At 67.7% G+C, this 22,274-nt stretch carries 21 protein-coding genes; 6 read left to right on the forward strand and 15 right to left on the reverse strand.

The annotated features are described in order from the left end of the window. Positions 1-5: 5 nt before the first annotated feature. The 3 genes from AC5RUP_RS06435 to AC5RUP_RS06445 form a co-directional block, all read right to left on the reverse strand. Positions 6-647: an NAD(P)-dependent oxidoreductase gene (locus AC5RUP_RS06435; protein WP_494153838.1), complete on the reverse strand. Its 642-nt coding sequence runs from the start codon at positions 645-647 to the stop codon at positions 6-8. Between the two features lie 178 nt (positions 648-825). Further along, entirely contained in the window at positions 826-1,971 is a 1,146-nt protein-coding gene (locus tag AC5RUP_RS06440) for a N(5)-(carboxyethyl)ornithine synthase (RefSeq protein WP_494153839.1), read from the reverse strand. 5 nt (positions 1,972-1,976) lie between these two features. After that, entirely contained in the window at positions 1,977-2,111 is a 135-nt protein-coding gene (locus AC5RUP_RS06445) for a hypothetical protein (RefSeq protein ID WP_493988910.1), read from the reverse strand. 390 nt (positions 2,112-2,501) lie between these two features. Between AC5RUP_RS06445 and AC5RUP_RS06450 the strand changes: the two genes are divergently transcribed. Continuing rightward, positions 2,502-3,173 (forward strand): DNA alkylation repair protein, encoded by a 672-nt coding sequence (locus AC5RUP_RS06450; protein ID WP_494153840.1) that lies wholly within the window; start codon positions 2,502-2,504, stop codon positions 3,171-3,173. Positions 3,174-3,283: 110 nt separating this feature from the next. Here the strand turns inward: AC5RUP_RS06450 and AC5RUP_RS06455 are convergent, their stop codons facing one another. The 7 genes from AC5RUP_RS06455 to AC5RUP_RS06485 form a co-directional block, all read right to left on the reverse strand. Then, on the reverse strand, positions 3,284-3,856 hold the full coding sequence (locus AC5RUP_RS06455; RefSeq protein WP_494153841.1) for a CueP family metal-binding protein: 573 nt from the start codon (positions 3,854-3,856) through the stop codon (positions 3,284-3,286). A 123-nt stretch (positions 3,857-3,979) separates the two neighbouring features. Then, positions 3,980-5,878, reverse strand: a complete 1,899-nt coding sequence (locus tag AC5RUP_RS06460; RefSeq protein WP_494153842.1) for an FAD-binding monooxygenase — start codon at positions 5,876-5,878, stop codon at positions 3,980-3,982. 308 nt (positions 5,879-6,186) lie between these two features. Then, positions 6,187-6,969 (reverse strand): SDR family oxidoreductase, encoded by a 783-nt coding sequence (locus AC5RUP_RS06465; protein WP_494153843.1) that lies wholly within the window; start codon positions 6,967-6,969, stop codon positions 6,187-6,189. 289 nt (positions 6,970-7,258) lie between these two features. Then, positions 7,259-7,543: a DUF1540 domain-containing protein gene (locus AC5RUP_RS06470; protein WP_493977268.1), complete on the reverse strand. Its 285-nt coding sequence runs from the start codon at positions 7,541-7,543 to the stop codon at positions 7,259-7,261. Between the two features lie 137 nt (positions 7,544-7,680). Beyond that, positions 7,681-8,898: an MFS transporter gene (locus AC5RUP_RS06475; RefSeq protein WP_494153844.1), complete on the reverse strand. Its 1,218-nt coding sequence runs from the start codon at positions 8,896-8,898 to the stop codon at positions 7,681-7,683. An 84-nt stretch (positions 8,899-8,982) separates the two neighbouring features. Beyond that, on the reverse strand, positions 8,983-9,798 hold the full coding sequence (locus AC5RUP_RS06480) for a matrixin family metalloprotease (RefSeq protein ID WP_494153845.1): 816 nt from the start codon (positions 9,796-9,798) through the stop codon (positions 8,983-8,985). 336 nt (positions 9,799-10,134) lie between these two features. Continuing rightward, positions 10,135-11,358, reverse strand: a complete 1,224-nt coding sequence (locus AC5RUP_RS06485) for an MFS transporter (RefSeq protein ID WP_494158383.1) — start codon at positions 11,356-11,358, stop codon at positions 10,135-10,137. A 350-nt stretch (positions 11,359-11,708) separates the two neighbouring features. Between AC5RUP_RS06485 and AC5RUP_RS06490 the strand changes: the two genes are divergently transcribed. Further along, the gene (locus AC5RUP_RS06490; RefSeq protein ID WP_493969597.1) at positions 11,709-13,382 is read left to right on the forward strand and encodes a ribonuclease J; all 1,674 of its coding nucleotides are present in this window, start codon (positions 11,709-11,711) and stop codon (positions 13,380-13,382) included. A 148-nt stretch (positions 13,383-13,530) separates the two neighbouring features. Here AC5RUP_RS06490 and AC5RUP_RS06495 read toward each other — a convergent pair whose 3' ends face one another. Both AC5RUP_RS06495 and AC5RUP_RS06500 read right to left on the reverse strand, forming a co-directional pair. Further along, on the reverse strand, positions 13,531-14,280 hold the full coding sequence (locus tag AC5RUP_RS06495) for a TMEM175 family protein (RefSeq protein WP_494154415.1): 750 nt from the start codon (positions 14,278-14,280) through the stop codon (positions 13,531-13,533). 157 nt (positions 14,281-14,437) lie between these two features. Then, complete coding sequence (locus AC5RUP_RS06500) at positions 14,438-15,631, reverse strand: M14 family zinc carboxypeptidase (RefSeq protein WP_494154414.1); 1,194 nt, start codon at positions 15,629-15,631, stop codon at positions 14,438-14,440. Positions 15,632-15,926: 295 nt separating this feature from the next. Here AC5RUP_RS06500 and AC5RUP_RS06505 point away from each other — a divergent pair, with 295 nt between their 5' ends. Together AC5RUP_RS06505 and AC5RUP_RS06510 are read left to right on the forward strand one after the other, a co-directional pair. After that, positions 15,927-16,367, forward strand: coding sequence for a helix-turn-helix transcriptional regulator (locus AC5RUP_RS06505; protein ID WP_494154413.1), 441 nt, complete (start codon positions 15,927-15,929; stop codon positions 16,365-16,367). Between the two features lie 9 nt (positions 16,368-16,376). Then, entirely contained in the window at positions 16,377-16,781 is a 405-nt protein-coding gene (locus tag AC5RUP_RS06510; protein ID WP_494154412.1) for a VOC family protein, read from the forward strand. Positions 16,782-16,861: 80 nt separating this feature from the next. Here the strand turns inward: AC5RUP_RS06510 and AC5RUP_RS06515 are convergent, their stop codons facing one another. After that, positions 16,862-17,506: a TetR/AcrR family transcriptional regulator gene (locus AC5RUP_RS06515; protein ID WP_494158384.1), complete on the reverse strand. Its 645-nt coding sequence runs from the start codon at positions 17,504-17,506 to the stop codon at positions 16,862-16,864. Positions 17,507-17,604: 98 nt separating this feature from the next. On the opposite strand from AC5RUP_RS06515, the gene AC5RUP_RS06520 reads away from it, so the two are divergent. Further along, complete coding sequence (locus AC5RUP_RS06520) at positions 17,605-18,651, forward strand: agmatine deiminase family protein (protein ID WP_494154920.1); 1,047 nt, start codon at positions 17,605-17,607, stop codon at positions 18,649-18,651. After that, the gene (locus AC5RUP_RS06525) at positions 18,648-20,366 is read left to right on the forward strand and encodes an amidase (RefSeq protein WP_494158385.1); all 1,719 of its coding nucleotides are present in this window, start codon (positions 18,648-18,650) and stop codon (positions 20,364-20,366) included. The genes AC5RUP_RS06520 and AC5RUP_RS06525 overlap by 4 nt, the downstream gene beginning before the upstream one ends. A 56-nt stretch (positions 20,367-20,422) precedes the next feature. Here the strand turns inward: AC5RUP_RS06525 and AC5RUP_RS06530 are convergent, their stop codons facing one another. Both AC5RUP_RS06530 and AC5RUP_RS06535 read right to left on the reverse strand, forming a co-directional pair. Beyond that, positions 20,423-21,199, reverse strand: a complete 777-nt coding sequence (locus AC5RUP_RS06530; protein WP_494158386.1) for a VOC family protein — start codon at positions 21,197-21,199, stop codon at positions 20,423-20,425. 85 nt (positions 21,200-21,284) lie between these two features. After that, positions 21,285-21,599, reverse strand: coding sequence for a hypothetical protein (locus AC5RUP_RS06535; RefSeq protein WP_494153918.1), 315 nt, complete (start codon positions 21,597-21,599; stop codon positions 21,285-21,287). Positions 21,600-22,274 lie beyond the last annotated feature (675 nt).

Here is a 22,274-nt window from a genome sequence, read left to right on the forward strand (position 1 = left end):
GAGGTTTAGCTGTCGCTGACCGTGAAGCGGGTCTGCCGGTGCGCGGGCTTTTCGATCTCGTCCAGAATGGCCACGGCCATCGTGCCGGTCGTGGTGTGTGATTCGCCGTCGCCGGCACAGAGGAGCCGGTCGCTACCCAGCACCGGGGCGGTGGCGTCGCCGGGCGTGAACAGCGCCGAGGGGGACACCCCGACCCAGTCGACGTCCGTGACACCGCGCAGGTATTCCAGTTCCTTCAGCTGGTTCTCCGGGATGGAGATCCACGCCTCGGCGCCGGGGATGTTGCGGATGTCCTCGACGAACAGGTGGTCGTCGTCGCCGGTAGTCAGGCTGCCGGCGCCCAGGATGAAGACCAGACGGGGAGTGCTTTCCCCGGCGAGCTCGACCAGCGAGCGGGCCAGGTCGACGTGCCGGTAGGCCTCGTGGGGAGCCGTGCCGAAGGCATTGACGACGACGTCAAAGGCGGCCAGGTCTTCGGCGCCGAGGAAGAAGGCGTCGCGTTCCAGCACCTCGGCGTCCGCGCCCAGGACCTCCGCGGCCTTGGCGGCGCTCCGGACGATGGCCGTTGTCTGGTGGCCGCGTTTGGCCGACTCGTGGAAGAGGGCGCGTCCGGCGTTGCCCGTGGCTCCGATGATTCCGATCTTCATGCTGTCCTTACGTTGGCGTGATGTCTTTCAAAAGGCTTTGCCTCTGCTTGGTGCAATCGATTGAAGCATCAACTTATTCCGCGGCGCGTGCCGCCCTGCGACGGAACGTCAGGACCGCGGCCCCGGCTTGAGTGCCGCCGAGGTGGCCGATCGCCCGGGCCGCGTCCCGTCGTCGTCGTTATGCAGGCAGGTGCGGGTACTCGTCCGAGCGGTTCTGGAACGCGAGAACCGCCGGGTTGGCGATGATGCCCTCGCGGATTTCGATGGCCCGGCTGATGGTGTCGTCCTCGAGCCAGCTGTCGGGTCCGCTCATCACGGTGCGCAGGAACGGGATCAGGGCCGTGCTGATCTCCCAGGTCGCGGAATTCCACAGGTACGACGGTGTGTGGTCCACGGCGTAGTAGCTCACGTGGTTGCCGACCTCGAAGGTGGGTTCGGCAAAGGTCGTCATCTTCGCCCAGCTAAAGCCCATGCCTTCGTCGCAGGAGACATCGACGATCAGGCTGCCCGGCCGGAAGCCGTCCAGGTCCGCCTCGTCGAGGTAGATCAGCGGGTTGTTGGGGTCCTGCAGCGTGCAATTGACCACGATGTCCCGCTCCGCGAGGAACGGAGCCAGCGGCACCCGTCCGTCGTCGTCGGTGATGACGTGGCTGAGATGCGGGGCGGTGGCGTCCTGGTCGAACTGGGTAATCCGTGCGGAGTGGATCGGGGAGCCGACGGCGGCCGCCGCGCGGTTGGTCAGGACCTGGACGTCGTGGACGCCGTGCGCGTTCAGCGCGGTGACCGCGCCGCGGGCGGTGGCGCCGAAACCAATGACGACGGCGGTGAGCGGGCGGCCGTAGTCGCCGGTGGACCCTGCCAGTTCCAGCGCATGCAGCACCGAGCAGTAGCCGGCCATCTCGTTGTTCTTATGGAAGACGTGGAGGGCGAACCTGCCGTCCGCGGCCCAGTGGTTCATGGCTTCGAAGGCGATGAGCGTCAGCCGCTTGTCGATGGCCAGCTGGGTGATGGCGCGGTCCTGGACGCAGTGCGGCCAGCCCCAGAGGATCTGGCCGTCACGGAGTTCGGCAAGGTCTTCCGGCTGCGGCTTGGGCAGCACCACCACGTCCGCTGCTGCGATGAGTTCCTCGCGCGGCGCGATCCGTCCCACCAGGTGTTCCAGGTGCGCGTCGGACACGCCGAAGCGCTCGCCGTAGCCCCGTTCGAGGATGATCCGCTCGCGGAGGTCGGCGTCGAGGCGCTCGATGTGCGCAGGATGGAGGGCCAGCCTGCGCTCATCGGGCTTGCGCGTCGTTGCCAGGACTCCGAGCGAGAGCAGAGTCAAAAGCCTCAGCGCTTCTTGATGGAGGTCAGGGTCTCCGAGGCCGCGGCGCCGGCGGCCTTGGCCTTCTTGTCGCTGCGCTTTTCCTTGATGGACTTGCCCGATTTCTTCGAAGCGGTCTGTCGGGGAGATTTGTCGGCCATGAGTGCCTCCTTGGCGCCAGCAAAGAATGCTGCGCTCTAACGGGAACAAAGATTTTGTTCCGTACCCTTGACCATACGCCATTCCGCGTCAGGCGGGCGCTTTGATGGCCCTCGGTGGCGCACGTTGTCGCACGTCAGCGGGGAATATGCGCCGTCGTAGGGCAGCGCTGCATCCTGGTCCCATCGACAGCGGCCGAAAACGTCGAAACGGGCCGATAAAGTCGTCGTCCTGTCGGATATAGGCCGTTTTCGACGCCGGTGCCTTTGAATTAGGGCATGGCGGGCGCCGCGAGGCGTGGAACGCCGGATCTTGGGGCCTTGGAGCACCTGAGCGCCCGCGATTGAAACACCACTACGCTGGATCTCAGACGTGAGTAACCGGGAGGGTGGATGTCCGAGACGACGATAACCGAGGTGATGGCCGAGCTGGCCGCGCTTGAGGACCCGAAGGTGCGCGAGGCGAATGAGAAGCGCGGCGACGACCACGGCGTGAACCTCGGCAAGCTGCGCGCTGTCGCCAAGCGGTTGAAAACCCAGCAGGATTTGGCGCGCGGGCTGTGGGCCACGGACAACACTGCGGCGCGGCTGCTGACCCTGCTGATCTGCCGACCGAAGGATTTCGGACGCGACGAACTGGACGCCATGCTGCGCGAGGCTCGCGCCCCCAAGGTGCACGACTGGCTGGTGAACTACGTGGTCAAGAAGAGTCCGCACGCCGAGGAGCTCCGCGTGGCTTGGACCGGCGACGCGGAGCCGGTGGTCGCCAGCGCCGGGTGGGCGCTGACCACCGAACGGGTGGCGAAAAAGCCCGAGGGCCTGGACCTCAAGGGACTCCTCGACATCGTCGAGGCGGAGATGAAGGACGCGCCCGACCGCCTGCAGTGGGCGATGAACCACACCCTCGCCCAGATCGGCATCGAGCACGCCGAGCACCGCGCCCGCGCGATCGACATCGGCGAACGCCTCGGGGTGCTCAAGGACTACCCGACACCGCCGAACTGCACGTCCCCGTATGCGCCCGCCTGGATCAACGAGATGGTGAGCCGGCAGGCGAAGGGCTAGCGGAAGTGGATCGGGCGCGTCCCGGTGCTTCCGGGCAGTAAGTGCGTCCGGACCGCCGACGCCGCCCGCTGGAAGCCTGCCCGCCGGCAGGGCGGCCGGTCCCAGCGTCCTTAGGCCAGCCGGAGATCCGTGATGCAGGTGGCGCTGTCGTCGGTCGTGGAAAAGTCCGTCGAGCCGGAGCGCCCGTCGTACGTTACCTCGATGGTGCCGTGGACGTCGCCGGGAACCCAGAACCCTGCGAATCCGTTGCTGAAGGTTTCCCGCCGCTCATCCACCAGCGTCTTGCCGGTGGCGGCGTCGACGATCTTGACGCTCATGTCCTCGTTGCCCAGCTCGCCGAGGCAGGTCGTCAGGCTGTGGTAGAAGCAGTCGTGGGTCTGGGTGAGATACGGGGCGACCGAGATGTAGGAGCGGTCCTCGGGCAGGTCCAGTGTGACCTCGTTGTGGCCGTCGGTGAGCAGTAAATCGCCCTGCCGGACAGATGCCATCAGGTCGGTGGGCCGTTCGGCAGTGTCCAGCCGGTCGAGGTGGTCGATGATGCCAACCGCATCCATCTCCTCAAGCCCGAAGCCGGCGAGGAATTCGGCGTCCGTGGTCTCCCCTGCGGGAGTGGCTCCGGGGGCCGGGGCACAGGCAGTCAGCATCAGGCCAAGCGCAGCGGCGGCGATAACGGCCCGTTTCATATCCATCTCCTCATTCCCGCGCCAGGGAGGCGGGCAGCGCGGGGCCAACGGTGGTGATTGTTCTCAAGGAAAGAACGACGACGGCACTCAAGCGCCGTCGTCGTTCTTCCGTTTTAGGGTGGATCAGTGCTGCGGCTCGCGGGCCTTCAGCAGGGGCGCGAAGAACTCGGCCAGCTCAGCGGTCGCGGACAGCGGCAGCACGTTCGCCACGTACTGGTCCGGCCGGACCACCACGATGGCGCCGTCGCGGGAGATGCCGCGGGCGTCGAAGATGTCCTCGTCCTTGGCGGTGCCGAAGACCTTCTCGAGGTTGGTCAGCTGGAACGGGCCCACCTCGGGCTTGAACACGGCGGGCACGGCGTTGATGTCCACCTCCTCGTGATGCTGCTGGTAGATCACCTTCACGTCGAACCAGGCGTCGAGGTCGGCGCCCTCCGGCCGGGCGGCGAGCGGGGAATCCGGTGCGGTCACCAGCCACTCGGACAGGTTGGCTACAGCCGTGGACTCGCCGGCCTGCGCCTGGTCGGCGAAGACGTAGATGCGCCAACGCCCGTCCGCCTCGGCGAGGTGGCCCAGGTGCAGCGGGTTGGTGTCGCAGACGCGGGAGACCTTGGCGGACTTGAAGCGCTTGCCGACGGGGAAGCCGGTGGCCAGGTCCTGGTGGCTGCGCGCGCCGGTCAGGATCGACTGGGCGTACTCGGTCATGAAGCCGGCCGGGAATTCGGCGGTGCGGACGTAGAAGTCCTCGAGCTCCGTGGGATCGGCGAACTCCTCGGGCTTCTTGGCCATCATCGTCGACCATTCCTTGTCGAAGTCGATGAGGTCCTTCGCCACCACCTGTCGCTCGGCGGAGTAGGTGGAGAGCAGGCTCTCCGGGCTGCGGCCCTCCAGCACGTGGCCCAGCTTCCAGGCGATGTTGAAACCGTCCTGCATGGAGACGTTCATGCCCTGGCCGGCCTTGGCGCTGTGCGTGTGGCAGGCGTCGCCGGTGATGAAGACGCGCGGCGTGCGGGTGCCGACGTCCTCGGGCAGCAGGTCGTCGAACCGGTCGGTGAGGCGGTGGCCCACCTCGTACACGCTGTGCCAGGCGACGCTGCGCACGTCCACCGTGTACGGGGTCATGATCTCGTTGGCCTTGGCGATGATCTGCTCGATCGAGGTCTGGCGGATCTTGCCGTTGTCGTCGTCGGGCACCACGCCGAGGTCCACGTACATGCGGAACAGGTAGCCGCCCTCACGCGGGATCAGCAGGATGGACCCGCCGTCGTGCGACTGGATGGCGCACTTGGTGCGGATGTCCGGGAAGTCGGTCTGGGCCAGCACGTCCATGACGCCCCAGGCGTGGTTGGCGCTGTCGCCGGCCAGCGTGCTGCCGATCGCGGCGCGGACCTTGCTGCGGGCGCCGTCGCAGCCCACCACGTACTTGGCATTCACGATGCGCTCGGAGCCGGCGTCCGGGCCGGCGCTGCGGATCAGCGTCACCTTCACCGGGTAGTCGCCCTCGTCGGCAACCTCGAGGGTCTTGAATTCCCAGCCGTAGTCCGGTGTCAGGCGGGTGGGCGAGTTGGCCGCGACCTCGGCGAAGTAGTCCAGCACGCGCGCCTGGTTGACGATCAGGTGCGGGAACTCGCTGATGCCCATCTCGTCGTCGACCGCGCGGCCGCCGCGGACGATGTGCTTGGGGTTCTCGGTGCCCGGGCGCCAGAAGTTCATCTCGGTGAGCCAGAAGGCCTCGGCGGTGATGCGCTCGGCGAAGCCGAAGGCCTGGAAGGTTTCCACGCTGCGGGCCTGGATGCCGTCGGCCTGGCCGAGGACCAGCCGTCCGTCCCGGCGCTCCACCAGCCGCGTGGTGATGTTCGGGAACTGAGCCAGCTGCGCGGCCGCGAGCATGCCCGCGGGACCCGAGCCCACGATGAGCACGTCGACCTCGTCGGGAAGCTCCTCGGGGCGGTCGATGCCTACGCCGGCTGCCGGCTTGACGCGCGGGTCTCCGGATACGTAACCGTGGTGGTGAAACTGCACGGGTGTCCTCACTTCTATTGCATCTGCGGCCGTCGCCGGTGTTCTATATTTGAACACCGGGTTCTATAACTGAATAACCGTTCGGTTGCAGATACTGTACGGCAAACATGACGCAGCTAACAAGTAAACCGGGTAACCCGCGGTAGTCCGGGCGGGCATGGGCTCACGGGTTCGGCCGTGGCCCGGTCGGCGCTTGCATCCTTAAACGGAAGGACGACGGCGGTGCTCGCGCGCCGCCGTCGTCCTCCTGAGTGATCGCCCACCGGCGAGGTGCAGCGAGGTGCCGCGCGGCTCCCCGGCGGGAGATATCAGTACTTGTACGACTGGCCGCCGTCGATCGGGATGACGGCGGCGTTGATGAAGCCGGCGTCGCCGGACAGCAGGAAGGCGACCAGTTGGCCGACCTCTTCGGGCTTGCCAAAGCGCTTCATCGGGTTGGGCTCGACGAAGCCCCTGCCGACCTCTTCCCAGTTCTCCGGGTCCATCTGCTTGAGCGAGCCTTCGACCATCGGGGTCATGATGGCGCCGGGCGCGATGGCGTTGACCTGGATGCCGTACTGGCCGTATTCGATGCCGGAGTTGCGGGTCAGGCCGACCACGCCGTGCTTGGAGGCTGCGTAGCCGGACTGGTTGCCGACGCCGCGGATGCCGCCGACGGATGCGGTGTTCACGACGGCGCCGGAGCCCTGTTCCTTCATGACCTTCAGGACGTGTTTGAGGCCGTAGAAGACGCCGTTGAGGTTGATGGACACGACCTTGGAGAATTCGTCGGAGCCGAAGTCCTCGGTGGGATTCTGTTTGCCTTCGATGCCGGCATTGTTGAAGAAGCCGTCGATCCTGCCGAAGCGCTCGACGGCCTGGGCCACGTAATTCTCGACGGCGGACTCGTCTGCCACGTTCGCGGTGACGGTCAGGATGTCGGCGTCCGGAGCGACCTGGCGGATTTCCTCGACGGCGCCCTTGAGGCCGGCTTCGTTGAGGTCGACCAGGGTCAGGTTGCCCTGTTCCTTGGCGATCTGCAGTGCTGCCGACCGGCCCAGGCCCGAACCTGCGCCAGTGATGATGACCGACTTGCCAGAGAATCTCTGCATGATACTTTCCCTCTTCCTGAATGGAGTGGGCGCTCGTACAGGTGCCCACATCTATGCAAACGCATAAAAATCGGTGGCATTCCGGAAATGGGTGTGATGTCGGCGACCGCGGCGCGCCAACGGGTAGGCCCGGGGAATGGTCGGATCAGGGCGGCGGGCTCCGGGCGGCGGACGACGAGTGCGCGGGCACGGGCCATGGCCGTGGTATGCCGGCGCGGCAGGTGGTTCCGCAGGCGAGCGCCGATGGGAGCGCGGCCTGGGTTATTACGAAACCCGCGCGAGGCCCTCGTTACCGGTGTTCGTAGGTGAGGCAGTCCGCGTTGTCCGCGCCGGGACCCACGTGCACTTCGGGTGCCTGGCACATCAGGTGGTCGTTGTGGGTGCACTCGCTCCGCTGGCAGGCGCCGACGCTGGCCAGCACCTTGGGGAGACCGCCGTGCACGCCGGTATCGATGAACGTGGCGCATTCGGCGTGGTTCTCGCCGCCCGCCACGGTAATCGCGGCGGCGTTGCATTCGCTGTGATCGTTGAAGGAACAGTTGGTCACTGCGCATTCGCTGACGTGTGAAGTCACGGTCATGGCACTTCCTTCCATCCTGGGACCGCCCCGGGTTGAACGGCCTCACTCACTACGGTAGGCGCGTTGCGGCCGATCAAAAAGGCATAAGACTGTGAGGTAATTCCGGCACGCCCGCCGGCGCCGGCCTCGGCTCAGGCGGCCGCCCGGCTGGCCGTCCTGCCGTGCACCAGGTAGTACAGCAGGATGCAGGCGAGCATGAGCAGCCCAAGCCAGCCGTACATCCCGTCAAAGCCGGTCAGCGGCACCAGCAGGCCCAGCAGCACCGGGCCGAAGCCTGTGCCGATGTCCAGCATCAGGTAGTAGGTGGCCAGGGCAGTGCCGAACCTCCGTTCCGCAACCAGCCGGACGGTAATGGCCTGCGTTCCGGGCAGCAGGGTCCCGAACCCGAGGCCGCTCAACACCGCGGATGCGACGACTATCCAGGTGCCCGGCCCGAGTGCCAGCAGCGCCAGGCCGGCGGCGAACAGCGCCAGCGCGGGATACAGCACCACGTTGTCGCCGCGGCGGTCCTGGACCCTGCCGGCGGTCAGCCGCGACACCAGCACCGCGGCGGCAAACACCATAAAGAACAGCGCCGCCGCATCGGCCGCGCCCGCCGCCTCCGCATACGAGGTCAGGAACGAGAGGATGCCGGAAAAGGCCAGCCCGCTGACCAGCAGCACCGTGGTGATCGGCAGGACCTCGGGCGCGAACACCTTTCCGAGCAGGACGGCGGGCGTCCGGCGCTCCCTTTCCGGCCCGCCGCCCGGACCGCGCTGATTGACGACGGCGGCAGGCGCCGCTGCCGCTTCCGGCAGTCTCAGGATCAGGGTCACCGCCAAAGCCGCGACGGAACAGGCCGCACAGAAGAGGAACGCGCCCTCGTAACTGCCGTCAACAACCAGCACCACCGCCAGCAGCGGCCCGAGGGCGGTTGCCAGCGTGGTGGAAACGGCGAAGTAGCCGGTGCCTTCACTGCGGCGGGCGGGCGGAATCAGCGCCTGCGCACCGGCCGTGACAGCGGTGTTGGCGAGGCCGAAAGCCACACCGTGGGCCAGCCGCAGGACCACCAACGAGGCCAGGGAGTCCGCCGGAATGTACAAGAGGGAAGCCGCGACGAAGGCGGCCAGGCTGATCAGCAGCATCCGCCGGCGGCCTCCGTTGTCGATCAGCGGCCCGGCAAAGAACCGCGAGACGAGCGCCCCCAGAATGAAGGCGCTGGACGCAAAGCCGGCCCCGGCGTCGGATGCCAGGAACCGCTGGGCCGCGTAGAGCGCCATGGACGTCATCAGCAGGTAGAACACGATGTAGATGAACAGATTCGCGCCGATGGCCAGCACGAAGTTCCTGCTCCACAGCTTCTCCTGCATGCGGACGGCCTCCTAGCCTGCCTGGGCCGGTCCTCGTTGTCCCAGCGTTCCGGATAGACCAGCAGTCCTGATTATGCCGCCGGCCTATACTTCCGGCACGCACGGCCCGGTGCCCAGCAGCGCCAGGCCCGCCCGGTCGCCGTCGGCCAATGACGTCACGTCGTTCGCCCCGGCATACATCAGTTGCTCCGGATCATCCACGTGCGCCAGCCCCAGCACATGGCCGAGCTCGTGGATGATGACGGCGCGCACAAGCTCCCGCCCGTCGGGATACGTGAGGACGTTCCGGAGCGCCGGCGCATCCAAGGTGACCTGGCCGGCCACGAGGACGTGGGGGGTTCCCCGAGCGGCCACCGAGGAGCTGCCGCCAAGGCCGGCTATATCTCCGTCCAGTCGGGACACTTCCTCGGGATCCGACCACGTGATCAGCACCGGCGCCCACCGCTTGCCGTACCGCTCCGGTTGGAAGCGTTCGCGGCCTTCCTCGGCGAACGCCTCGTCAGTGGCGCCGTCGTAAATAAACTGCAGTCCGCTGGCCGCGGAGACCTCGGCGATGGCTTCTTGGATGAGCGTTTCGGACCCCGGCGGCGCATTGTCCGGGCGGACCACGTAGTGGATGGGGCGGCAGGGGTCATAGGCAAGGAAGGGCTGCGAGGAGTCCGGCGGTGCCGTGTACAACTCGTAGGCGTCCGACTCAGCGACGGCGGGCGGCTGGCCCAGGGGACTGTCGGCGGCCTCGACGCCGCGGGGCGGGATGTCTGCACCGGGAAGGTAGGGGGCAACCGCCGGCATGACGTGCCGGCTGAACACGCCCGGGGCGAAGCACAGGGCGATGACGAAGGCGAGGGCCAGCCCGGTCGACAGGCGGCTGGCGCCGCGCGGGGAGGTACCCCGCTGCACGGAACGCGGGCGGGACTTTGCCGCAATCGACCGCCTGCCGGCAGCGCGCCCCTCGGCGGGCCGGGGTGGGGAAGGAATTCCCAGTGCCTCGTCCATCGCCCACTGAGGGATTCGCCCGCTGGGTGACCGCTTAACATCCGGCTGCTTCAACGGGGTTTTCGCGCCGGGGGATGGGTCCCTCGTCAGTCCCTCTGCCCGGTGCTGCATCTGCTTCCCCCAACTACCCCAATTCGGCCTCGCCGAACGACGACAGCAGCAGAATTGTACGATTCATCAGAGGGGTTCACCAGCGTCTTGACACCTGTTGGCGGGGCAGGCCAGAAATGATTCCGCGGCCTACTGCCGCTCGGACGCCCGCACGGCCAGCAGCCCGCCGGCGGCGAACGCCACCGTGCACGCGAGGACAAGAAGCAGCGGAGCGGTCCAGCCGCCGGTTACCGTGTTCAGCCATCCGGCCACCGGCGGAGCGCAGGTCGCGGCAAGGTATCCGCCCGTCTGGATCCGGGCGGAGGCGGAGGCGGCCTCGTTGTCGTTGCGGGCCACGCGCGGGATGATCGAAAAGATGGCCGTGAACCCGCCGCCCTGGGCTATCCCGCCCATGATGGACCAGAAGATATAGGCGTCGGGTGCCAGGAGCAGGCCGAGGGGGAGTGTCATCCACAAGATGGCGATGCCTGCCGTCGGCACCCAGAGCCGGGCTCGTGCTGCCACGAGCGGCACCCCGAAAGCGCCGACAATGGCGGCCACCTGGAAGAGAGAGGCCGTGGCTCCGGAGGCAGTAATGGACATGCCCCGGACTTCGGACAGCAGCAGGGGCAGCCAGGTGGTGGTTCCGTAGTAGGCGGCCGACTGGCCGCAGAAGGCCAAGGTCAGCAACCCGATGATCCACCTGTTGCGGCGCCCGCCGCCGGTCTTCGGGCGCGGCACCGCAGCCGTCCCGGATCCATCGGTGCCAGCGGGTCTGGATGCGGCGGTGTTGGCGGGCGGTTCACCGGACGCGCCGCCCGGCCCGGGTGCCAACGCCGCGCGCCGTCGCCGCGCCGTCGGCAGCCAATAGACGAGGCCGAGGACGGCCAACACACCCCAGGCCGCCAGCGCCCACCGCCATCCGACGAGCGCGGCGAGCGGTGCGGTGCCCAGCAGGGTCGCCATGGACCCGACGTTCATCGTGGCCGAGTAGACGCCGGTGACAGCGGAAACGCGGTTCCAGGGCACGTCGCGGCGGATCAGCACCGGAGCCACGATGTTGCCAAGCGTAAGTGCCGCGCCGATGATTGCCGTGCCTGCAAGCACCGCCGATACCGGGCCCAAGGAGCGGATGACGGTTCCGGCCAGGACGCCGGTCAGGCACAGCACCACGGTGGCTTCCGGGCCCCAGCGCCGGATCGTATGCGTCGCCAGGGGAGTGGCCAGCGCGAAGAGCAGCACCGGCAGGCCCGTGAGCAGGCCCGCCCCCGCGGCAGACAAGCCGGTGTCGGCGCGGATGTCCCCGACAACGGCGGTCGGCGCGATGATCGGTGCACGCAGGCTTAAAGCCAGGATGGCGATGCCCAGAATCACCCACGGCAACGCCGGCCGGGAGGCGAATGCGCGGACCGTGGCTGGCTCCTTCGGGTCGTGTGGGGGCAGGGTGAAATCCTCCCAGCCACCCTAGCCGAAGCGATCCTCGCCTCCGTTGATGACTTACTCGGAGTACGCCGGCGCCGTCATTATTCACGGCAGGCCTGGACCGGGGCGGGATTCCTTCTGCCCGGTGGTAAAGTCGGGAGAAGTATGCTTTCCGTCCGCACCCGCTGCGCGGAACGCCGTCGAAGCGCCTCGGGCGCATCGGCCACCTAAGACTTCAGTGCCGGCAACTCCGGCTTCGGGCGTTGATGCCCGGCAACACACCGCACTATAGATCGGAATCCATGAACACCAAGCCGTTGCAAACTCCTCCGAAACTCGCCAAGGACGCCTTGCGCATAGTCCCCTTGGGCGGACTGGGCGAAATCGGCCGGAACATGACGGTGTTCGAGTTCGGCGGCAAGCTGCTGATCGTGGACTGCGGCGTCTTGTTCCCCGAGGAGCAGCACCCGGGCGTGGACCTGATCCTGCCCGACTTCTCCTACATCCGCGAACGCCTCAACGACGTCGTCGGCATTGTCCTCACCCACGGGCACGAGGATCACATTGGCGGCGTGCCGTACCTGCTGAAGGAACGCGCCGACATCCCCGTGATCTCCGCGAAGCTGACGCTGGCCTTCGTGAAGACCAAGCTGCAGGAACACCGCCTGAACGCCAAGATGGTGCAGGTCAAGGAGGGCGACCGGAAGAAGTTCGGTCCGTTCGACCTGGAATTCCTGGCCGTCAACCACTCCATTCCGGACGGACTGGCCGTGGCCATCCGGACCGGGGCCGGGCTGGTGCTGGCAACCGGCGACTTCAAGATGGACCAGTTCCCGCTGGACCGCCGGATCACCGACCTGGCCGGGTTCGCGCGGCTGGGCGACGAGGGCGTGGACCTGTTCCTGCCGGATTCCACCAACGCCGAAGTTCCCGGTTTCCTCGCGGCCGAGGCCGATCTGGTGCCGGCCATCGATACGGTCATGCGCACCGCCCCGCGCCGCGTGATCGTCTCCAGTTTCGCCAGTCACGTGCACCGCATCCAGCAGGTCATCGACGTGGCACACAAGTATGGCCGCAAGGTCGCCTTCGTGGGCCGGTCCATGGTGCGCAACATGACGACGGCGCGCGAGCTCGGCTACCTGAACATCCCGCGCGGGGTGCTGGTGGACTTCAAGGAACTAGAGAAGCTGCCGCCCACCAAGGCCGTGCTGATCTGCACCGGCTCCCAGGGCGAGCCGATGGCGGCGCTGGCCCGCATGGCCGGCGGCGACCACATGATTGACCTGACCGAAGGCGACACCGTGCTGCTGGCGTCCTCGCTGGTGCCGGGCAACGAATCCTCCATCTACCGACTAATCAACGACCTGACCAAGCGCGGTGCCAACGTGGTGCACAAGGGCAACGCGAAGGTCCACGTCTCCGGCCACGCCTCCGCCGGCGAGCTGGTCTACTGCTACAACCTGGTCCGCCCGAAGAACGTGCTGCCCGTCCACGGCGAGCACCGCCACCTGAAGGCCAATGCCGAACTGGCCGTCCGCACCGGCGTGGACCCGAAGCGCGCGCTGATCGGCGAAGACGGCATAGTGGTGGACCTGAAGGACGGCGTGGCACGGGTTTCCGGCCAGATCGCCGCCGACTACGTCTATGTGGAGAACATGGTGGCAGGCGCGGCCACCGAAGCCTCCCTGCAGGACCGGCTGCGGCTGGCCGAAGATGGCGCCGTCACCGCGCTGCTGATCGTCAACCCGGACACCGGGCGGCTGGAGGAAGAGCCGGAGTTCTTCCCGGTCGGCTTCGCCCCGGCGGTCGAGCAGCTGGAGAAGGCCACCGGCATCGTCGAGAAGACGCTGATGCAACTGCGCGGCGACAAGACCGGCCCGGACGCCGAGAAGGCGATCGCCCAGGCCTTGATTCGCTGGTCCGACCGCGCGCTGCGGCGCAAGCCCGTGGTCACGGTCATCATCGTGGAGGCATAAGGCTCGCTTTTTAGCCACAGCGAAGAAGCCGGGAGGGACGGACACGGGCGCAAGCCCGTCCGTCCCTCCACCTTTTAAGGAGCGCTCCTGCCTCCCGCTCACTGGCCGAGGGGCGGCGGGTTTCGCTGCACCGTGTAGGAATTCATGGTCACCGGCGCACCCTCAGCCGTGAACCAGCCGTCGGCCGCCGGCTTCCCCGCGCGGCGAGCCTGCCCGAAAGCGGCCCCAGCACTATGAGCGAGGCCCAGGTGAGCTTTCCCGCCGTCCCGCCCGCGGCGAAGGCCACCGGAATCGACAAGGCGAAAACCAGCGGCGGGACGAGGGAATCGAGCACGAACGCCCGATGCTGCCTGCGGTTCATCGGCTCGATCTCGAGACGGTTCCTGCGGGCAATCTCGAACATGGCCAGCTGCGCCAGGGCAGCCAGGGCAAGGTTGGCAGCGTACAGCACGGTCGAGAGTGCCAAGCACGATGTCTCGGGGTCGCTGATGCCCTGCGTGGTGAACGGAATCAGGATGACGAATGAGGCAGCCACCAGGTTCGCCGTCGTCGTTGCGGAATCAAGAGCCGCGAGCCGTTTAATCAGGCGGAGGTTCATCCGCCAGAACACGGCGATCACCACGAAGCTCAGGGCGAAACCGGCAAGCTGATGCACCAGGCCGGAGCGTGCCAGCGACCGGAGGTCCTGCCACGCCTCCGCCGACGGAGCATCCAGGTTGGTGATCAGCAGCGTGATGGCGAATCCGTAAATGACGTCGTAAAAGCCGATGCCTCGGTCAAATTCGCTGGACTCCCGGGCCAACATGGCGGAGTTTCGCTCCGGCTGCTCGGAACGTTCCGCGGAATCTTTGGGACGCGCACCGTGTGCGGGCGGTTCGCCGTCCCGGGGTTGTGCCACGGGATCAGCGTGGCGCAACCGTGGACGCATGGCAATGGGCGTTGCGACGGCGGCGCACCCCTGGGTCGGGAACGCGGCCCGCTGGCGTGCGCACCGCCGTCGTTGGTGGCGCAGTGGCGCAGCGCCGGAAACGCTACGCCACTGCTGGCGAGGCCGGCTACGGGACGGGGATGGTCCCGGCGTAGTCGGTGTTGTAGCCGGTGACCGGCTGGTGCGGGATCTCCTCCCAGCGGTCGGCGTCCTCCTGCTGGACTTCGCCGGTGGCCAGGCCCAGGAGCAGTTCCTTCATGGCGAGCAGGTTCTGCCTGACGCTCTTGCCCCGGGCCTTCTGGCCGAGGCTGCCGTCCGACGTGTTGCCGGACGTCTCGAAGAAGACCACGGGGTTGGAGTGGCCCTCCGGGTTCAGGCCCTGATAGTCCAGGCCCAGCATCATCGCCGAGGACACGCCGCCCTTGATGTCGATCTCCAGGCCGTTGCCCACCTGGTAGCGGTCCATGTTGATGGAACCGTACTTGGAGAGTTCGTCGTAGACATGGACGAGCATCTGGCGGGTGACTTCGTCGTAGGCCCCGCCTTCGATTCCGGGCAGGGTCGGGCCGCCCGGGGCGAGCGAGATGCCCAGCGACAGCGTGACATCGTCGCCGGTGCCCCATTCCTTCTTCAGGCCCTGGTGGTGGATGTCCACGGCATAGGCCGGCTTCACGTCGGTCCAGTACTCGTAGAAGGCTAGCGACTCGTCGGCCACGAATCCGTTGGGCGTCCAGTCCCGGTTCAGGTCTATCCGCTGTTCCCGCCCGTTGGCGCCGAACTCCGGCAGATCGGCGGCCTGGTCCCAGAGCACGGTGTGGCGGATGTTGGCCTCTGACCCGTCCGGGTTGTACATCGGGATGAAGTGGAAGGTGAACTTCTCGCGCAGCAGCTGATAGTCCGCCGAACCGTTGGTGCCCAGGTCCTTCAGCAGCGCCAGGATCGACTCGGTGCCGTAAGGTTCGTTGCCGTGGATGCGGCCCTGGATCCACACGTGCTCGGCGCCGGTGCCGACGGTGGCCACCCAGAGGTCGCGGCCCTGCTCGGATTTGTTGACCTGCGTGCCGGCCTCCTCGAGCGTGAAGGCGTCCACGCCGAAGCGGCTGTTCTTTTCCAGCTTCTGCAGCTCCTTCACCAGGTCGTCGTAGGTCAGGATGCTGGCGGTACTGGTGTTGCCCTCGGGAGAGGGGAAGTTGGCATCCGCAAGAACAGGGGTTGCGGCGCCGAGCGGAATGACGACGGCGAGGGCCGCCGCAGCGGCCAGGCTGCGGTAGCGCCGGGGCTTGGGCGAGACGTTGATGCTGCTCTTGGGCTGGTGCTTCACTGCATGTCCTCCACAGGTTGAGCGATTCATGCGCCAGCGCAGCCGGTTACTGCGGCTGCGCTGGCGGAATCGGCAGCTCGAGGGAACTGCCGGTAACGAGACGCTAGCCGGGGGTCCCGGGATTGCGCCAGAGTGGAGGGGCGGATCGCGAACTGTCACCCGGTAATTGCCGGCCGCGACGTCAAACGGCCAACGGCCCGCAATAGCTGCCTTTCGGGCCGCGAAAGCTGGCGGCGGCCGCCGGCCGCCGCCGTCACGGCTACCCGCCGATGCGGGCAGGGGATAACCTCAACGTGTGACTCCTGAGGAGCTGGCCAACCTGGCGCATTTGCGCCGGGCGCGGGACCTGATCGACCGGGACTTTGCCCGGCCGCTGGATGTGCCGACGATGGCGGCGAAGGCGCTGATGTCGCCGGCGCATTTTTCGCGCCGGTTCAAGGCCGCCTACGGGGAGACGCCCTACAACTACCTGATGACCCGCCGGATTGAGCGCGCGATGGCGCTGCTGCGCTCCGGCGCGAGCGTCACGGACGCGTGCATGGAGGTGGGCTGTACGTCGCTGGGATCGTTCAGCACGCGGTTCACCCAGCTGGTGGGCGAAACCCCCAGCGCCTATCGGGCCCGGGAGCATCCGGCGGCGGAGGCCATGCCGCCGTGCATCGCGAAGCTGCTCACCCGGCCGGTGGACCCGAGATCGAGCAGGATCGAAGAAGCGGCCGCGCCGGCCCGGGCGTAGCTTGGCCGCATGACTATTTCACTTCAGTACTGCAACATCACCGTGAACGATCCCGCGGAATCGATCCCGTTCTACCGGGACGGCCTGGGGCTCGAGGTCCGCAACGACGTGGCCAACGACGGCTTCCACTGGATCACCATGGGCAGCCCCGACCAGCCCGAACTGGATCTGGTGTTGTCCGCACCCCACGCCGGTCGCTCGCAGGCCGACGGCGACCAGCTGCAGGAGCTGCTGGTCAAGGGCGTACTGCCCATGCTCGTGTTCCGCACGGATGACCTGGACGCCGCCTTCGAACGGCTGGTGTCGATCGGGGCGGAGGTTTTGCAGGAGCCTATGGACCAGCCGTGGGGACCGCGCGACTGCGCCGTCCGGGACCCCTCGGGCAACATGATCCGCATCAGCCAGGACAAGTAATCCCACCAGAACGACGGCGGCCGCTCACCTGCCATGGCGAGCCGCCGCCGTCGTCCCGCACCTTGGCATGCGTCCGCGCGTCACTTGTCCGCGGCGGGCGCCGGGTGGGGCAACAGCGACGACGGCGCCGCTCCGACCATCACTTCCACGGCGCGGGCGAGGTGGGTGTGCCGGTCGCTGACCCCGTTCCAGCGCACCAGCCCCTGGGCATTCAGCCCGTCGATCATGCCCAGAACCTGCCAGGCCACTGTTTCCGCGTCCGGCGTGGTGAACTCGCCGGCGGCGACGCCCGCCTCGAGCAGCTCCCGGATTACCGCCTGCCACGCATCCATCTGGGCGCGCACGCTGACTGCCAGCGCCTCGTTCCGGCGGCCCAGGGACCACGCTTCCACCCACACCGCCGTCACATCCAGCCGGCGGTCGTCCAGGAGCGTGTCGAGCAGCAGGCCAAGGCCCTGCTGCGGGGTGGGCCTGGCCGCCACCATGGCCGACACCTCATCGATTTCAGCGGCCACGATGGACGAGAAGGCGCCGGCCACCAGGGCGTCGATGGCGGGGTGGTAGTGCGCCACCAGGCCAGGGGCCACCCCGGCCCTGGCCGCCACGTTGCGCAGGGTGATCGCGGCAAGGCCCTGCTCGAGCCCGACGGCCCGGGCCGCTTCGGCGATTTCCGCGGCACGCTCGGCGGGCGCCTTGCGGGCGGTGCGTTTGGGTGTGCTTGACATCACAGAACAGTCTAGAGTAATTTCGCTGCATTATTGATCAAGCGATCAACAAGGCGGGGCGGGCGGCCCTTCCTGTTCCTCACGAGACGGAGGCCTCTGTGGCTTGGAGAATGCCGGCGGAAACCGATTTGCACGAGCGCACCTGGATGGCGTTCCCGCGGGCCGGCCTGACGCTGGGCGCGGACGCGGCGTCGGCCGAGGAGGCGTACGGCGCCTGGGTCGCGGTGGCACACGCCGTCGCGGAGTTCGAACCGGTCGCCATGGTGGTGGACCCGACGGAGCGGGAGCGCGCCGGCCGCATGCTGGACAGCGGAATCGACCGGCACGAGGCGCCGCTGGATGAGTTCTGGATGCGGGACATCGGCCCGACCTTCGTGGTCGACGACGAACGGCCGGACGTCCTCGGAGCGGTGGACTGGACCTTCAACGGCTGGGGCGCGCCGGCCTGGGCCGAGTGGGAGAAGAGCCGCGGCATCGGAAGCTTTGTCGCCGCGCAGGCCGGCGCCGAACTCGTCCCCTCCCTGCTGGTGAACGAAGGCGGCGCCATCCACGTCGACGGCGAGGGCACCGTGCTGCTGACCGAAACAGTGCAGCTCGACCCCGATCGGAATCCGTATGCGGACAAGGGGCGGGTGGAGGCGGAGCTGGCCCGCACGCTGGGCGCCACCCATGCGGTGTGGGTGCCCCGGGGGCTGACCCGTGACTATGAGGACCTGGGCACGCGGGGGCACATAGACATGGTGGCCGCCCTGCCCTCGCCCGGACGGATCCTGCTGCATATGCAAAACAACCCGGCACACCCCGACTTCGAGGTCAGCCGGTCCCTGCGGTCCTTCCTCGAGACCCAGATCGACGCGGCGGGCAAGCCGTTCGACATCGTCGAGCTGCCCGCCCCGGACACCCTCGAGGACGGCGAGGGGTTCGTCGACTGGAGCTACGTCAACCACCTGGTGGTCAACGGCGGCGTGATCGCCTGCGGCTACGGCGAGGAACGCGCCGACACTCTGGCAGCCGACATCCTCGCCGAGGCCTACCCCGGCCGCCGCGTGGTCACGGTGGACGCGCGGCCGATACTGGCCCGCGGCGGCGGGATCCACTGCATCACCCAGCAGCAACCCAGGCTCGGCGCGAAGGCGGCAGCATGAGCCGGTTCGACGTCGTGGAGGCCTCGATTGCCCAGCTGCGCGAGGCGCTGCACACGGGACAGGCGACCAGCGAGGAACTCACGCACGCCTATCTGGAACGCATCGCCGCCTACGACCACGGCGGCATCCGGCTGAACGCCGTCGTCGTCATGAATCCCGAGGCGCTCGCGGACGCCCGCGCATCCGACCGGCGGCGTTCGCGCGGAGAGACCCTGGGACCGCTGGACGGCATCCCCTATACGGCGAAGGACAGCTACCTGGCCGAAGGCCTGACCGCCGCGGCGGGCTCGCCCGCGTTCGAGCAGCTGGTGGCCCGGCGCGACGCGTTCGCCATTGAACGGCTGCGCGCGGCAGGGGCGGTGCTCCTGGGCCTCACCAACATGCCGCCGATGGCCAACGGGGGCATGCAGCGCGGTCTCTACGGGCGCGCCGAAAGCCCCTACAACGCCGACTTCCTGACGGCCGCCTTCGGTTCCGGCTCGTCCAACGGCTCCGGAACCGCGACGGCGGCAAGCTTCGGCGCGTTCGGGCTCGGCGAGGAAACCTGGTCCAGCGGCAGGGCGCCCGCGTCGAACAACGCGTTGTGTGCCTACACCCCGTCGCGCGGCATCATCTCGGTGCGGGGCAACTGGCCGCTGGTTCCCACCATGGACGTGGTGGTGCCGCACACCCGGACCATGGCCGACCTGCTGGAAGTGCTGAACGTGGTCGTGGCGGACGACCCCGAAACCCGCGGCGACTTCTGGCGCCTGCAGCCCTGGGTGCCCCTCCCAGCCGCCTCGTCGGTCCGGCCCGCCTCCTACCCGGCGCTGGCGCCCCGCGGACTGCAGCAGGCACGCGACGCGCTGCAGGGAAAACGGTTCGGCGTGCCCCGCATGTACATTAACGCCGATCCCGAGGCCGGCACCGGCGAAGACCCCGGCATCGGCGGTCCCACCGGGCAGCGGATCGAGACCCGGGCCTCCGTCATCGAGCTGTGGGAAGCTGCCCGCCGCGACCTCGAGGCCGCGGGTGCGGAGGTGGTTCCCGTGGATTTCCCGGTCGTCTCCAACTACGAGGGCGACCGGCACGGTGCCCCGAAAATCGGCACCCGCGGCCTGGTCAGCCCGGAGTACCTGCGGCGGGAGATCGTGGATCTCTCGGCGTGGGCGTGGGATGACTTCCTCGCCGCCAACGGGGATCCGGCGCTTCGGACCCTGGCCGACGTGGACGGGGCAAAGATTTTCCCGCACCCGCCCGGAGCCCTGCCGGACCCCTTCGACGATTTCGACGACATCGCCGCCTATCCGGCGCACGTGCGGGAACACGGCGTGGCCTCGTTCACCGAGATCCCCCATCTGGAGGAGGGGCTGCGGGGGCTCGAGGAAACCCGCCGGGTGGACCTGGAGGCCTGGCTGGACCGCCACGCGCTGGACGCCGTCGTCTTCCCGGCGGTGGCGGACATCGGCCCCGCGGACATGGACGTCAACCAGGCCTCGGCAGACCTCGGCTGGCGCAACGGCGTCTGGGTGGCCAACGGGAACCTCGTCCCGCGCCACCTGGGCATTCCCACCGTCACCGTGCCCATGGGCACGACGGCGGACATCGGCATGCCCGTGGGACTTACCTTCGCGGGGCGGGCCTACGACGACAACGCCCTGTTGGCCGTGGCGGCCGCCTTCGAGGCGACCGGCGCCCGCCGCACGGAGCCGCCTCGGACCCCGCGGCTGGGCTGACGGCGGGACCGCTCCCGAGGGGGCCTCCACGTGATGGGCGGGCCGCCATCCCGAGGCTATGCGTGCGGCAGTTCCTGAACCACGAGGAACATGGCGCCGGTCGGGTCGGTCAGGGTGGCGACGCGGCCGAAGGACGTGTCTTCGGCGGGCTGGACCACGCTCCCGCCCAGGGCCGCGGCCTTTTCGACGGCCGCGTCGGCGTTCTCGACGGCGAAGTAGATGCGCCAGTGCGCCGGGACGCCCTCGGGCAGCCACGCCCCGGCGTCCATGATGCCGGCCGCCGCGGTGTCGCCGGAGCCGAGCGTGGTGTAGCGGAACTCGTCGGTGTCGCTCATGACGTCGGTATCCCAGCCGAATACGTCCTGGTAAAACTTCACGGTGGCGGGGTAGTCGCGGGTGAAGAGTTCGTGCCAGGCGGGGGAGCCAGGCTCGGCGGCCAGCTCGTAGCCGGTATGCCCGGCGAACTCCCAGAGGCCGACGGCGGCCCCTCCGGGGTCGGCGAGCATGCCCATCTTGCCCTGTTCGGGAATTTCCATCGGCTCAACGTAGACCTGGCCGCCGTGGGCCGCGGCAATGCTGGTGGTGGTGTCGATGTCGTCCACGCGCAGGTAGGTGGTCCACGTGTCAGGGGTGCCGGCCTGCTGGCTCTGCATGATGCCCGCAACGGCATGGCCGTCCTTGAAGGCCATGATGTAGCCGCCGTACTTCTCCTGGTCGCCGGTCTCATAGGTCCAGCTGAAAAGCTCCGTATAGAACTGCTTGGCTCGCTCCGGATCGGAGGTCATCAGGTCCACCCAGCAGGGTGCACCGGGTGCGAGGGTGGGCTTGGGCATGGCTGGCTCCTGTTCAAAGGGTGGGTGGTGGAGACAAGCGCGAGCCTACTCGGGGGCCGACTGCGGCGGCAACGAATTTAGCGGCCTAGGCGCTCTTAGCGTTTCGGATATATTGCGGTCGGCGCCGGTGGGGGCTGCCGCCCATCCTGTCCCACAGGACCATCACTGCCGCCACCGGGCCCAGTACAGGGATCAGTAGCGCCGCGGCTGTGAGGCCTATCCGGATGAAGGGTCGCCCCCTTCCGGCGACTGTCAGCACGAGAAGTGCACTCAAGAGGTGGACTGTACCGACCGCGATGAGGGTTCCCACGAGCGTTTGGCCGACCAGTTGCATCGCGTAGTTCAGTTGCCCCACGGGGTCCTCGGGGATGGAAGTAGCCACCGCATCCGTTCCGTTCATAAGCATCCTCTCCTGACTCGGTCTGGCCACAGAAGGGAGTCACGCTCCGTACCCGCGGTGCCCTGTCGACTGCTCGGCGTGGACGGGTCACACTTGGGGGTACCGGGCACATCGCTGCGTTTGCCGGTGGCGCTCAGGCAGGCAGGGCCAAGCGGTCGTACTCCCAGCGGGCTTGGCTGCCCGGGTGATCCATCCGTCGGCACAAGCACTGCTTAATGCGACGCAGTCCTTGCCCGAGGCTGCCGCAAGAAACGCCCGGGATGCGCCAGCCCGACACCGTTGAATTCTGGACCAACTTCCTCGCCGATTGGCCCCTTGTGCTGCCCAAAGACTGTGCCTGGTGCATCGCCCGGCGACAGTTGCGCCAGGAACGCGGCTTCGAAGGGCGTTCTGAACCGCTTCTCCGACCGTGTCCGCATCAGCGCTTCATCAAGGGGTCCAAACTGATTCTGAGAGAAGCTAACCGCCAATCAATACTCCTTTTCGACAAATTCAAGCGTTCGTCCAAGAACGTGTTGGATGCATACCAAAATTCGTTCAGCTCCCGGTTCTTCCACGCCGGGCGGGACACCACAAGCCTACCCAAACTAGTTTGGTTAGGCAAACCGAATTTATGCATATCGCATGTACGCCGCGCCACCGTTGAACGGGAAACGCCCTGTCCGTGGCGTGTCC

This window comes from Arthrobacter sp. Y3223151, assembly GCF_059091125.1.

Bases quoted from the DNA above. Each gene is read 5' to 3' on its own strand.
- AC5RUP_RS06435 (WP_494153838.1), bottom strand. From the start codon at position 647: ATGAAGATCGGAATCATCGGAGCCACGGGCAACGCCGGACGCGCCCTC.
- AC5RUP_RS06445 (WP_493988910.1), bottom strand. From the start codon at position 2,111: ATGGCCGACAAATCTCCCCGACAGACCGCTTCGAAGAAATCGGGCAAG.
- AC5RUP_RS06450 (WP_494153840.1), top strand. From the start codon at position 2,502: ATGTCCGAGACGACGATAACCGAGGTGATGGCCGAGCTGGCCGCGCTT.
- AC5RUP_RS06455 (WP_494153841.1), bottom strand. From the start codon at position 3,856: ATGAAACGGGCCGTTATCGCCGCCGCTGCGCTTGGCCTGATGCTGACT.
- AC5RUP_RS06465 (WP_494153843.1), bottom strand. From the start codon at position 6,969: ATGCAGAGATTCTCTGGCAAGTCGGTCATCATCACTGGCGCAGGTTCG.
- AC5RUP_RS06475 (WP_494153844.1), bottom strand. From the start codon at position 8,898: ATGCAGGAGAAGCTGTGGAGCAGGAACTTCGTGCTGGCCATCGGCGCG.
- AC5RUP_RS06490 (WP_493969597.1), top strand. From the start codon at position 11,709: ATGAACACCAAGCCGTTGCAAACTCCTCCGAAACTCGCCAAGGACGCC.
- AC5RUP_RS06510 (WP_494154412.1), top strand. From the start codon at position 16,377: ATGACTATTTCACTTCAGTACTGCAACATCACCGTGAACGATCCCGCG.
- AC5RUP_RS06515 (WP_494158384.1), bottom strand. From the start codon at position 17,506: ATGTCAAGCACACCCAAACGCACCGCCCGCAAGGCGCCCGCCGAGCGT.
- AC5RUP_RS06525 (WP_494158385.1), top strand. From the start codon at position 18,648: ATGAGCCGGTTCGACGTCGTGGAGGCCTCGATTGCCCAGCTGCGCGAG.
- AC5RUP_RS06530 (WP_494158386.1), bottom strand. From the start codon at position 21,199: ATGCCCAAGCCCACCCTCGCACCCGGTGCACCCTGCTGGGTGGACCTG.
- AC5RUP_RS06535 (WP_494153918.1), bottom strand. From the start codon at position 21,599: ATGAACGGAACGGATGCGGTGGCTACTTCCATCCCCGAGGACCCCGTG.